This is a genomic window from Cellulomonas sp. NEAU-ZC6, from assembly GCF_056844425.1.
This window is the reverse complement of sequence record NZ_JBXFYH010000001.1, coordinates 181631-193965: the sequence shown is the minus strand read 5'-3', so window position 1 is coordinate 193965 and position 12335 is coordinate 181631. Positions and strand designations below refer to the sequence as shown.

The following is a 12335-nucleotide window of genomic DNA, read 5'->3' as shown; positions in this document are numbered from 1 at the left end:
GCGGGCCGCCGGGGCGCGGCGGCAAGGGGGCTGCTGCGGTCAGGTCACGGCGTCGCCCCGGTCCCCTGCGCGCGGCCCAGGGCGGCGGCGACGGCCTCGTCGACGGCGCGCTGCTGGCGCAGGCCACGGCGGCGGCGGGCCCGGACCCGGAGGGCGACCAGCACGCCGAGCAGGACCAGCGCCGCCAGCACGGCCCACGGGACCGCCCAGGCCGCGGCGGTGGCGACGACGCCGGGCACGAGCGGGCTCTCCTCGGCGGCGGGGGCGCCGGGCAGCGCGACGACCTCGCCGCCGAGCGCGACCCGTGCGGTGGTGCGGACCAGCGGCCACACCCCGTCGACCACGACCGAGCGCTGCACGGAGGCGCCCGGGATGAGCTCGGGCACGTCGACGGCGGCGGCCCGGGCGCGGCCCAGTCCCAGCAGGCCGGAGATCTGCACCTGCTCGGCCGGTGCGACCCGGGCGTTGCCGGTGTTGGTCACGGTGAACGAGACGGTCGCGCTGCCGGGGGCCACCGGGTTGCCGCCCGCGTCGTAGTCGACGTGGACGTCGGAGACGGTGATGGTGGGGGTCAGGTCGCCGCTGACGCGCAGGTGCATCCGGGAGCCGAGGCGCCGGTCGACGGTCACGCCCTCGGTGTTCTCGACCAGCAGGGTGGACACGACGCCCGCGGCGTAGTCGCCGGGCTGGGCGTCGGCGGGCACGGTGAGGGTGAACGGCACCTCGACCGTGGCGTCCGGCTGCACCACCACCTCGGGGGTGGCGACGGTGACCCAGGCGCCGAGCGCGGTCGACTCCTCCCCCGCCTCCAGCACGTCGAGCGTGCCGTCCGGGGTGAGGAAGCCGTCGGCGGCGTAGACGTCGAGGGCGAGCGGGGCGTCGCCCCGGTTGGTCAGGACCAGCGCGTCGGACAGCGTGCCGCCCGGCGGCAGCGTGTACGCGAAGTTGGGCCGCTCGGCGCCGTGCACCGTGTCCGCCGGGCGCACGCCCCAGGACACCTGGGTGGAGCCGTCCGCGGGGGCGGCGGCCGCGGCGGCGCCCGGGGCGCCGACGAGCGAGAGCGCGAGCACGCCCAGGGCGACCAGGGCGGCGGGGACACGGTTACGGGGCACGGCGGGGGCCTCTTCCGGGAGTCGGCGGTGACGTCGGGTGGCGACGGCGCGGGTGGAGACGGCGCGGGGCTGGGTGCGGTGCGCGGTGCGGTGGGTCCGTCCCCGCCCGCCCGCGACGAGGAGCGGGCGGGCGGGGACGGGATCTGCGGCTAGCTGAGCGCGGTGAGCGTCAGCGTCGCGGTGTAGGTGCCCGACGGGGAGTCGAGCGGGAGCTGCAGGTCGAGGTCGGCGCCGACCAGGGACGAGCCGCGGGCGTGCCCGGTCTCGGCCTCGGCGAGCGTGCGGGCCACGGACAGGCCGTCGCCCTCCTCGAACCCGGACGGGACGTGCGGCCCGGCCACGGCGTCGCCGCCGTTCTCCAGCACCTCGGGCGTCCAGCCCAGGTACTTCGACGAGAGGGTCTGGCCCCCGGCGGCGAAGTCGCTGACCTGCGCGGTGATCGACCACTCCGGGTCGCCCGCCCGGGTGTCCTGCACCCGCACGGGGACGATCGACCCGGTCGCCCGGTACCGGTCCTCGAGCTCCTCGGCGACGCCGAGGTTCACCAGGCCGGAGGAGCCCTCCAGGGACCAGGTGAGCTCGCCGGCCCGCTGCTCCGGGACGGTGACGGCGAGGGCCTGGTCGCCCTCGGCCACCGCGCCCGGCGCGTCGCCGGTGTGGTCGCCCTCGACGCCGCCCGCGGTGTTGCCCGGCCCGAAGGCCGCCACCGGGTCGTTGTCCGCGAGCCGCACCGTGCCCAGCACCGTGGTGCCGGCGACCCGCAGGTTCGCGGTGTTGCCGGTGAGCGTCAGGTCCCCGCCGACGGTGTTGCCCCAGGTGTCGGCCTCGCCGGTCGCCGTCGAGCCGATCAGCACGTCCCGGCTGCTGCCGGTCACGCCGAGCCCGCCGCCGACCACCGCACCGGCCACCGTCACGCCCCAGTCGGAGTCGGCGATCGAGACGTCCCCGCCCACCCCGGTCTGGAGCAGGTCGACGTAGGTCGCCGCCTGCGTGGTGAGCCCGCCGGTGATGTCGGAGCCCGTGACCTCGACGTCGAGGCCGCCGGCCGCCACGCTGCCGCCCACCTCCAGGTCGTTGAGGTAGAGGAACCCGACCCGGGAGCCCGTCGTGTAGGCGCTGACGTCGCCGTCGACCCGGGTGCCGTCCAGCAGGACGCCGTACGGGTCGGTGGCGACGACGTCGCCGGTGACGGTCACGGAGGTGGCGTCCAGCCAGCCGTCCTCCCCGACCGTGATGCTGCCCTCGACCGTGGCGCCGGCCAGCACGCAGCTGGCGCCGGCGGGGACCACGAGGTCCCCGGTGATCACCTGGTCGCCCAGGTCCGTGGTGCAGTCGACCGAGGCCGCCTGCGCCACCGTCGCCCCGACGGCGACCAGCCCGAACGCGCCCACGAGCGCGGCCGGGACGTATGTGATCCGCTTCATGTCCGTCTCTCCGTGATCTCGAGGGCTCAGCCGCGCAGCGCGGCGATGGCGTCGTAGCTGCGGTCGGCGTTGCCGAGCGAGTTCAGCGGGTTCGGGGGCACGGCCGTGCTGGACGCGTTGTCCTGCTCGTAGAGCCCGAAGTGCTGCCCGCGGGTGCGCAGCTGGGACAGGAACTGCTGGTAGGGCAGGTCGCCGGCGCCGAATTCGATGATGTCGTAGCCGTTGGCGCTGGCCTCGTTGGCCTTGCCGTCCTTCAGGTGCAGCAGCGGGTAGCGCCGCGGGTTGCGCAGGACGTAGTCCACCGGCTCGAACCCCGGGTACTTGTGCTGCCCGACGTACGCCCAGTAGATGTCCATCTCGAGGTAGACCAGGTCCGGGTCCGTGTTGTCGTAGAACACGTCGTAGAGCCGGACCGACGGGTCGACCGGGTCGAACCGGAACTCGCCGTCGTGGTTGTGCTGGTAGAGCTTGAGGCCGGCCGCCTTGACCTGCGCGCCCCAGCCGTTCCACTCCTCGGCGGCGGCCAGGTAGCCCTCCTTCGTGGCCGTGCCGGTCGGCGCGTTGCCGGTGCCGAGGTGCGGCATGCCGAGCGTGTGCGCGATGTCGATCTGGTTGGCCAGGTCGGTGCGCAGCAGCTGGGTGCTGACGTGCGAGCCGACCGCCTTGAGGCCGTTGTCGTCGAGCAGGGTGCGGATCTCCGCCGGGGTGATGGGCCCGACGTTGCCCTGCGTGTAGCCGGCGAACTCCACCTCGGCGTAGCCGATCCGGCCGAGCTCCTCGAACACGGCCCGGAAGCCGAGGGAGCTGACCTTGTCGCGGATCGTGAACAGCTGGATGCCGATCCGGTTGGCCGGGACCAGGCGGGTGCGCCCGGTGCTCGGCGCGGCGGCGGGCAGCGGTCCTGCTGCGCCCGCGGCGGGGGCGCCGAGGGCGGTCCCGACGCCCACGGCCACCGTGGAGGCGGCGAGCGCCTTCATCAGGGACCGCCGGCTCATCGGCCGGTCGGGCAGGGAGGCGTGCTGGTGCGTGCTCATGTCTCTCCTTCGAGACGGCCGGCGGCCCGGTCACCCGGGCCGCCGGCGCGCTATCAGCTGCGGACGGTGAGGGTGGTGCTGGTGGTGCTGCCTGCGATGCCGGCCGTGCCGCCGTAGGCGACCTCGACCTTGTAGGTGCCCTCGGGCAGGCGCCCCAGGGAGACGACGCTCGCGCCGGAGGCGTCGAGGGTCCCGGTCACGGTGGCGACCACCGTGTTGTTGCGCTTGACCGTCACCCGCACGTCGCCCGGTGCGGCGACGCCGCTGGCCGAGGTCACCTGGACCGTGGCCTTGGCGGCGACGGCCGGCTTGACCGGGTTCGGCGACACCGTGGCGGTCACGGTCGACGTGGTGCGGGCGACCGTGATCCGGACCGTGCCGGAGGACGGCTTGAACACCTCGCCGCCGACGAAGGACGCGGTCACCGTGTGGGTGCCCACCCCCAGCGCCGGGTCGAGCGCGACCGACGCCGTGCCGTCGGCACCGAGGGTGCCGCGGCCGACCTCGGTCTCCCCGACGGTCAGGACGACCTCGCCCGCCGCGGTGCGGTCACCCGCCGCCACGGCGACCGTGACGGCACCCGGGGCGCCGTACGGCACCCGCGCCGCGGCCACCGTGGCCGTGGTGCTGGTGTCGACGGTGGGCTCCTCGGGGGCGTCCAGGTCGATCGTGAACGACGCGGTGCCGACGGCGGACACCAGACCGGCCGTGTCCGTGGCCCGGTACTGCAGGGCGTAGGTGCCGCTCTCGGAGAACGTCACCCCGTACTGCTGGTTGGCCGCCAGGTTGACCCACGTGGCACCGCCGTCGCGCGAGTACTGCACGCTGGCCAGCGCCCCGTTGTCCGCGGGCTGCACGGCGAACCGCACCGGCGCGGTGTAGACGCCGCCGACGCCGGTGGGCGCCGCCGGGGCCAGGGTGTGCGCGACGGTCGGTGCCGTGACGTCGGCGGCGCCGGCGCCCGTCATCGTGATCGCGTCCACGGCCAGCTCGTCCGCCGAGGTGACGAACAGCTGACCCGTGCCCTCGGGGGCGTCGAACGTGATCGCGACGTCCTTCCACCCGGCACCCGCCGGGATCGTGGCGGTGGCGAACGGCGCGGCGTCGGCCGCGCCCCAGCGGAGCTGGACCTGCCCGCCGCCGTTCGCGCGGACGACGGCCCCGTCGATCCCGGCGAAGTTCACCGGGCCGTACCGCAGGCTGTCGCCGGAGCCGAGACCGCGGACGGCGTTGCCGCCCCGCGCGGACTCGTCGGCGTAGACCGTCACCCCGGTGCGGGTGGCGTGCTCCGCCTGCTGCTCCTTCGGGTTCAGGCGGACCGTGGCCTCGCCCGTCGCCGCCGGCAGGCCGTTGGCGCCCGCGTCGCGGTAGGTGACCACGACCGCGCCGTACAGCAGCGCGCCCGGCCCGTGCTCCGGCGAGTTGGCGTCGGTCTTCCAGGCGCCCGTGCAGCCCGTGCCCGAGACCTCGGGGTGGGCGTGCTCGTCGTGACCGAGGCCGTAGGTCCAGGACACGCGGGAGCAGTCGGTGGCCGTGCCGTCCTCGGCGTCGGACGTCGTCACCCGGAACGGGATCGCGTCGCCCCACTGGAAGAAGGCGCCGTCACCGGGGAAGGCAACCGTGACCGCCGGTGCCTGGTTGCCGACCGAGATCGTGCGCGAGGTCAGCGTGAACTTGCCCTCGGCGTCCGTCACCCGCAGCCGCGCCGAGTAGGCCGCGATGCTGGTGTAGGTGTGCTCGGCGGTGACGCCGGTGGCGTCGAACGTCCCGTTGCCGTCGAAGTCCCACTCGTAGGTGAGCGCGCCCGACTCGGGGTCGCTCGACCCGGAGGCGTCGAACTCCACCGTGAGCGGCGCCGACGACGAGGACGTCGGAGTGGCGGTGAACGCCGCCCGCGGCGCCTTGTTCCCCTCGGCGTAGGCGATCCGGTACAGCCCCGCGTCGGGGTTGGCCCGGAAGAAGCCGTCGCCGTAGTCGAGGACGTACATCGACCCGTCGGGGCCGAACTCGATGTCCATCGGGTTGTCGATCGGCGGCCAGCCCTGCGCCGTGATCGCCGCGTTGGGCGTGACGTCCTGGATGTGCGTGACGTCGAACGTGTCCCAGTCGACGGAGAACGCCGCGATGTAGTCCTGCGAGAACTCGCCGAAGAACGCCTTGTCCTCCCAGTAGGCGGGCCACGCGTCGGGGCCGGCGTCGGCGGGCCGGTGGTAGACCGGGCCGCCCATCGGGCCCTGGCCGTTCCCGGTGCCGAAGCTCACGAGCTCGGGCCACGGCTGGTCGCCGACCGCGTCGCCGTAGTACAGCGTGGCCGGGCGGGCCGGCGGCAGGTCCACCAGGCCGGTGTTCCAGCGCGACTCGTTCTTCAGGTTCGCCGGGTCGAAGAACGCCCCGGGCGTGCCGGTGGCGAAGTCCCAGTCGTTGTAGGCGAAGTTGTCACCGGTCACGTACGGCCAGCCCGAGTTGTGCGGGTCGTCCAGGCCGACGGCGTTCCACTCGACCAGGCCCATCGGGCCGCGGCCGGCGGTCGCCGCCGCGGCGGACGTGGCGTCCGGGCCGTAGTCGCCCCAGGTGAGCGAGTTCGTCTCCGGGTCGACGTCCAGCTTGAACGGGTTCCGCACGCCCATCACGAAGATCTCCGGGCGGGTCTTCTCGGTCCCCTCGGGGAACAGGTTCCCCTCCGGGATCGTGTACGAGCCGTCCTCCTCGACGTGGATCCGCAGGATCTTGCCGCGCAGGTCGTTCGTGCTGCCCGCGCCGCGGCGCGAGTCGAAGCCCGGGTTCATGTTCGGGGCGTCGTTGTTCGGCGCGAACCCGTTGGCCCCGGGGGTGCCGGCCGGCGTGTTGTCGCCGGTGCCCAGGTAGAGGTTGCCCTCGGCGTCCCAGTCGAAGTCGGCGCCCACGTGGCAGCACTGCCCGCGCTGGACCTCGACGTCGAGGATCTGCTGCTCCGAGGCGAGGTCGAGGCCGTCACCGGTCCACTGGAACCGGGAGAGCCGGTTCACGCCGACCCACTGGTCCCAGTAGGACTCGTCGGCGCCCGCGGGCAGGGTGTTCGGGGCCGCGCCGGCCGGGGTGTTCCCGGGCGGTGCGTACACCAGGTACACCCAGTTGTTCTCCTCGAAGTCCGGGTCGATGCCGATGGACTGCAGGCCGTCCTCGGAGTTGGCGTACACCGGGATCGTGTTGGTGATCCGGGTGACGCCGGTGCTCGGGTCGGTCAGCCGCACGTCGCCGTTGCGGGCGGTGTGCAGCACGCGGCCGTCGGGCAGCACCGCGAGGTCCAGCGGCTCCCCCACGTCCTTGGTGAGCGTGGTCTTCTCGTAGTTGCTCCAGTCGAGCGCGGCGGCTCCGCCGGGCTCCTCCTCGTGCTCGTGGCCGTCGTGGGCCAGGGCGGGTCCGGCGCCGAGCGCCAGCCCGCTGACGGTGAGCACACCGGCGAGGGTGAAAGCCACCGTTCTCCGGCCGCGGTGCGACCGCGGCTGCGTACGATTCATGAGTGATGCAGCTCCTTCACGGGATCTCGTCACAGAGGTCGGGTTCTGCGTCGTCCCCACGAATGCCGGGACCCGACCTCCTGCGTGACCGGCGTCGTTGCCGGCCGTGGCGCAGGTCCCCACCTCCCCTCGAGCGGTGAGCCGTCACGTGCTGCGGTGCGGTGTGGTGCGTTGTCGTGCGTTGCTGCACCGGGTGGTGCGCCGGGCCGTCAGCCCAGCGGCACCCACCGGCTGTCGTCGGCCGCGCTGCGCTCGACGGCGTCGAGCACCCGCTGGACCGCGAGCCCGTCGGCGAACGACGGCTCCGGGTCCCGCCCCGCGGCGATGGCACCGACCAGGTCGACGACCTGGTGGGTGAACGCGTGCTCGTAGCCCAGCCCGTGGCCGGCCGGCCACCACTGCGCCACGTAGGCGTGCTGCGGCTCCGTCACGACGATCCGGCGGAACCCCGCGGTGGCGGCGTCCTCGGTCGCGTCGTGGAAGTGCAGGACGTTCATGTCCTCGAAGTCGAAGGACAGCGAGCCGCGCTCGCCGTTCACCTCGAGGCGGATGGCGTTCTTGCGGCCCGTGGCGAACCGGGTCGCCTCGAACACGCCGAGCCCGCCGCCGGACAGCCGGGCGAGGAACACCGCGGCGTCGTCGACGGTGACCGGGCCGCGCTCGGTCCCACCGGTGCCGTGCAGCCCGGAGAACTCCGCCGCCACGGGCCGCTCGCGGACGAACGTCTCCAGCAGCGCGGACACGCCGGTCAGCCGCTCGCCCGTGATGAACTGCGCGAGGTCCACGGCGTGCGAGCCGATGTCGCCCAGCGCGCCGGACCCGGCGGACTGCTTGTCCAGCCGCCACGACAGCGGCGTCTGCGGGTCCGCGAGCCAGTCCTGCAGGTACTGCACGCGCACGTGCCGCACCGCGCCGATCCGCCCGTCGGCGACCAGCTGGCGCGCCAGCTGCACCGCGGGGACCCGGCGGTAGGTGTAGCCCACCATCGACCGCACCCCGCGCGCCGCGGCGGCCTCGGCGGCGGCGACCATCGTCTCCGCCTCCGCCACCGTGTTGGCCAGCGGCTTCTCGCACAGCACGTGCTTGCCCGCCTCGAGCGCCGCGATCGCGATCTCGGCGTGCGTGTGGCCGGGGGTGCACACGTCGACCAGGTCGACGTCGTCCCGCGCCACCAGCTCCTGCCACGACGTGGCGGTGTCCTGCCAGCCGAGCCGGTCCGCCGCGGACTTCACGGCGGCGACGTCCCGGCCGCCGAGCACCCGCATGACCGGGGTCAGCGGCAGGTCGAAGAACCGCGGGGCCGTGCGCCAGGCCTGCGAGTGCGCGGCGCCCATGAACGCGTACCCCACCATGCCGACGCCGAGCGGCGCGGCAGTCGTCTCGTTCGTCACGAGACCCTCCCTCGGGTGAGCGCGGTGGGACGGGCCGGTGCGTGGACCGGCCCGTCCCCCGCGGCCGGGATCAGGACTCGAAGGCCGAGTCGATGTACTGGTCGACGTTGTCCGCCGTGACCACGGGCGCGTACAGCTGGATCGTGCGCGGCACGCCGGCCGACGCCAGGTCGCTCATCGACTTGTCGTGGGCCACCAGCCGGGCCAGCTTGATGCCGTCCGCGGCCTGCGTGGACGGGTAGATGACCGTCGCCTGCAGGACCGAGTCGCCGGCCTGGATCTCGCGCATCACGTTCGCCGAGCCGGCGCCGCCGACCATGAAGAACTCGTCGCGGCCGGCGTTCTCGATCGCCGCCATGACCCCGACGCCCTGGTCGTCGTCGTGGTTCCAGATGGCGTCGATCTGCGGGGCCGCCTGCAGCAGGTTCGCCGCGGCCTGCTCGCCGCCCTGCACGGTGAAGTCGGCGGCGACGCGGTTGCTCACCTCGAGGCCGCAGCCGTCCAGCGCGTCCGCGAAGCCCTGGCTGCGGTCCTGGGTCAGCGGCAGCGAGTCGATGCCGGCGATCTCGGCGACCACCGCGTCCGGGTTGTCGCCCAGCTGCTCGCAGATGTACGTGCCGGCCGAGACGCCCATGCCGTAGTTGTCGCCGAGCACGGTGGCCCGGGAGGCGAACGGGCTGGAGAACTCGCGGTCGACGTTGATGACCGGGATGCCGGCCTCCATCGCCTGGGTGGCGACGTCGGTCAGCGCGCCGCCGTCGAACGGCAGCAGCACGATCGCGTCGACGCCGTCGTTGATGAAGCCCTCGATCTGGCTGATCTGCACGTTGACGTCGTTGGTGCCCTCGGCGACCCGGAGCTCGACGTCCTCGTAGTTCTCGGCCTCGGCCTCGGCGGCCGCGGTGATCGCGCCCATCCAGCCGTGGTCGGCCGCGGGGGCGGAGAAGCCGATGACGACGGTGTCGCCGGCCTCGTCGTTGTCCGAGACGGCGACCGGGGCGGCCTCGGCGCCGCCCTCGTCCTCCTCGGTCGGCGTGTTGGAGGTGCACGCGGTGAGGAACGCGACGGACAGCACGGCGACGGACGCGAGGGTGCGGTTGCGGCGCGTGGTGCGGCTGGCGGACATGGGATCTCCTTCGACGATGTCCAGCGGGCGGAGCGGGATGGCGCGGCCGGGCGGGGGCCCGGCGCGTCGTGCGGGTGGTGCCGTTCAGGATGGTGCGGAGCGGTGCCGGGTCTACGTCGACCGCGGCGTCCGGGTGGTGAAGCGCTGCTGCAGCAGGACGGCGACGACGATGATCGCGCCCTTGGCGATCTGCTGGACGGACGAGTCGAGGTTGTTCTGGATGAACAGGTTCGTCAGCGTCGCGAAGATGAGGACGCCGAGCACGGTGCCGACGATCGTGCCGCGGCCACCGGACAGGAGCGTCCCGCCGACGACCACCGCGGCGATCGCGTCCAGCTCGTAGTACAGGCCGTTCGTCGACGAGCCGGCACCGGTGCGGGCCAGCATCATCACGGCGGCGATGCCGGCCGCGAGCCCGGCCAGCGCGTACAGGTACATCGTGTGCCGCTTGACGTTGATGCCCGCCAGGCGGGCCGCCTCGGGGTTGCCACCGACCGCGACCGTGCGGCGGCCGAACGTCGTGCGGTTCAGCAGGAACCAGCCGGCGACCGCGACCACCGCGAAGATCCACACGATCTTCGGCACGCCGAGCAGGTCGCCCTTGAAGACGTCCTCGAAGCCCTGCACCGTGACCAGCTGCGTCCGCCGCTGGGCGATCAGCTCGGCGAGCCCGCGGGCGGCGACCAGCATCGCCAGCGTCGCGATGAACGCCACCACCCGGCCGTACGCGATGAGGACGCCGTTGACGAGACCCGCGCCCGTGCCGACCGCCAGCGCGCAGACGACCATGACGACCCAGCCGTACTCCTGCGTCGCGAGCGTCGTCGCCCACACCGACGCGAGGCCGAGCACCGAGCCGACGGACAGGTCGATGCCGCCCGCCGTGATGACGAACGTCATCCCGATGCTCAGCACGCCGATGATCGACGCGAGGCTGAGGATGACCAGCAGGTTGTCGATGCTGGCGAACCGGCTGCCGGCCGTGATGTAGCCGACCAGGACGATGAGGGCCAGGGCGATGACCAGGCCGAGGGTGCGGGCCGCGCCGCCGAGGCCCGGGCCCCGGCGGCGGCGCGCGGGCTCCCGGGCGGCGACGCGCTCGACCCGGTCCGACTCGTCGGCGGCCGGCGGGACGGGGGTGGCGCCGGCACCGCCGGGCACGGGCGCGCCCGGGGGCTGGGCGGAGACCTGGTGCTCGCTCACGCGGCACTTCCTTCCATGACGAGGTCGAGCACGGCGTGCTCGTCGATGGCGGCGGCGGGACCGGTGTGCACGACCCGCCCTTCGGAGACGACCAGCACGCGGTCGGCCAGGCCGAGCACCTCCGGGATCTCGCTGGACACGACCACGACGGCCGCGCCCGAGTCGGCGAGCCGGCGGACCAGGGCGTAGATCTCGGCGCGAGCGCCGACGTCGACGCCGCGGGTCGGCTCGTCCAGCAGCAGCACCCGGCAGCCGTGCACCAGCCAGCGGGCGAGCATCGCCTTCTGCTGGTTGCCGCCCGACAGGGTGCGGATCGCGCGGTCGACGCCCGTGGGCCGCAGGTCGAGCGCCTCGGCCTGCTCCTTCGCGACCGTGCGCTCCGCGCGCTCGTCCAGCAGGCCGCCCTTGGCGAACCGGCCGAACGTCGACAGCGTGATGTTCCGGTACACCGGCTCGTCCAGCAGGAGGCCCTGGGCCTTGCGCTCCTCCGGGGCCAGGCCGATCCCGGCGCGGACCGCGGCGGTCACGTCACCGGGGCGGAGCCGCTTGCCCGCGACCTCGACCGTGCCGGTGGTCGCGCGGCGCGCGCCGTACACCGTCTCGAGGATCTCGGACCGGCCCGACCCGACCAGGCCCGCGAGACCGACGATCTCGCCCGCGCGCACCTGGAACGAGACGTCCGCGAACGCGCCACGCAGCGCGAGGCCGTCCACGTCCAGCACCACAGGGGCGTCGGGCGCGACACCCGGGCTGGTCGGGAACGCGTACTCCACCGAGCGGCCGGTCATCAGGCGGATCAGCTCGCGGGTGGGCGTCTCGCGCGCCGGCAGGTCGCGGGCGACGGTGCGCCCGTCCTTCAGCACGGTGATCCGGTCGCCGATCGCGCGGATCTCCTCCATGCGGTGCGAGATGTAGACGATCGCCACGCCCTGCGCCGTCAGCTCGTGCACCACGCGGAACAGGTTCTGCACCTCGTCCGAGTCCAGCACCGCCGACGGCTCGTCCATGACGATCACCCGGGCGTCGTGCGACAGCGCGCGCGCCATCGAGACGATCTGCTGCCCGGCGGCCGGCAGGGTGCCGACCTCGCGGCCGGGCGAGATCTCCGGGTGGCCGAGGCGCTTGAGCACCTCCCGGGTCCGGTTGCGGGCCTCGCGGCGGCGGGAGAACCCGCCGGTCGCGAGCTCGTGGCCGAGGAACACGTTCTCGGCGACGGTCAGGCCGGCGACGACGTCGAGCTCCTGGTACATCGTGGCGACGCCGAGCTTCAGCGCGGCGACGGGGGTGGCGATCGTGACCGGCTCGCCGTCGACCAGGACCGTGCCCTCGGTGGGCTGGTGGGCTCCGGCGAGCACCTTGATCAGCGTCGACTTGCCGGCGCCGTTCTGGCCGAGCAGGCAGTGCACCTCGCCCGGGAGGACGTCGAGGTCGACGCCGTCGAGGGCGCGGGCTCCGGGGAACTGCTTGACGATGCCGCGCATCTGGAGCAGCGGCTGCTGCGGGGGGTCCACGTTGACCATGTGAGGAACCTATGCAGGACTTTCGTCA

General features: G+C 73.9%; 8 protein-coding genes. All 8 read right to left on the bottom strand.

What is annotated here, in order from left to right:
* Nucleotides 1–44: 44 nt before the first annotated feature.
* The 8 genes from AC1050_RS00830 to AC1050_RS00795 all read right to left on the bottom strand — a co-directional run bounded on the left by AC1050_RS00830 (nucleotide 45) and on the right by AC1050_RS00795 (nucleotide 12307).
* On the bottom strand, nucleotides 45–1112 hold the full coding sequence (locus tag AC1050_RS00830) for a COG1361 family protein (protein WP_482385488.1): 1068 nt from the start codon (nucleotides 1110–1112) through the stop codon (nucleotides 45–47).
* A 149-nt stretch (nucleotides 1113–1261) separates the two neighbouring features.
* A complete protein-coding gene (locus AC1050_RS00825) occupies nucleotides 1262–2536 on the bottom strand; it encodes a hypothetical protein (protein ID WP_482385487.1) in 1275 nt (424 codons plus the stop codon).
* Nucleotides 2537–2562: 26 nt separating this feature from the next.
* Nucleotides 2563–3570, bottom strand: a complete 1008-nt coding sequence (locus AC1050_RS00820; protein WP_482385486.1) for a sugar phosphate isomerase/epimerase family protein — start codon at nucleotides 3568–3570, stop codon at nucleotides 2563–2565.
* Nucleotides 3571–3623: 53 nt separating this feature from the next.
* The gene (locus AC1050_RS00815) at nucleotides 3624–7004 is read right to left on the bottom strand and encodes a PQQ-dependent sugar dehydrogenase (RefSeq protein ID WP_482385485.1); all 3381 of its coding nucleotides are present in this window, start codon (nucleotides 7002–7004) and stop codon (nucleotides 3624–3626) included.
* Between the two features lie 272 nt (nucleotides 7005–7276).
* On the bottom strand, nucleotides 7277–8419 hold the full coding sequence (locus AC1050_RS00810; RefSeq protein ID WP_482387211.1) for a Gfo/Idh/MocA family protein: 1143 nt from the start codon (nucleotides 8417–8419) through the stop codon (nucleotides 7277–7279).
* 109 nt (nucleotides 8420–8528) lie between these two features.
* Entirely contained in the window at nucleotides 8529–9584 is a 1056-nt protein-coding gene (locus AC1050_RS00805) for a substrate-binding domain-containing protein (RefSeq protein WP_454048869.1), read from the bottom strand.
* A gap of 111 nt (nucleotides 9585–9695) precedes the next feature.
* A complete protein-coding gene (locus tag AC1050_RS00800) occupies nucleotides 9696–10745 on the bottom strand; it encodes an ABC transporter permease (protein ID WP_482387210.1) in 1050 nt (349 codons plus the stop codon).
* Between the two features lie 38 nt (nucleotides 10746–10783).
* Nucleotides 10784–12307 carry a sugar ABC transporter ATP-binding protein gene (locus AC1050_RS00795; protein ID WP_482385484.1) on the bottom strand — a complete coding sequence of 508 codons (1524 nt, stop codon included), beginning with the start codon at nucleotides 12305–12307 and terminating at the stop codon, nucleotides 10784–10786.
* Between the last annotated feature and the right edge of the window lie 28 nt (nucleotides 12308–12335).

What these genes read in the sequence shown, in the direction of transcription:
- AC1050_RS00825 (WP_482385487.1), bottom strand. Translation starts at nt 2,536, where the DNA reads ATGAAGCGGATCACATACGTCCCGGCCGCGCTCGTGGGCGCGTTCGGG.
- AC1050_RS00820 (WP_482385486.1), bottom strand. Translation starts at nt 3,570, where the DNA reads ATGAGCACGCACCAGCACGCCTCCCTGCCCGACCGGCCGATGAGCCGG.
- AC1050_RS00810 (WP_482387211.1), bottom strand. Translation starts at nt 8,419, where the DNA reads ATGGTGGGGTACGCGTTCATGGGCGCCGCGCACTCGCAGGCCTGGCGC.
- AC1050_RS00805 (WP_454048869.1), bottom strand. Translation starts at nt 9,584, where the DNA reads ATGTCCGCCAGCCGCACCACGCGCCGCAACCGCACCCTCGCGTCCGTC.
- AC1050_RS00795 (WP_482385484.1), bottom strand. Translation starts at nt 12,307, where the DNA reads ATGGTCAACGTGGACCCCCCGCAGCAGCCGCTGCTCCAGATGCGCGGC.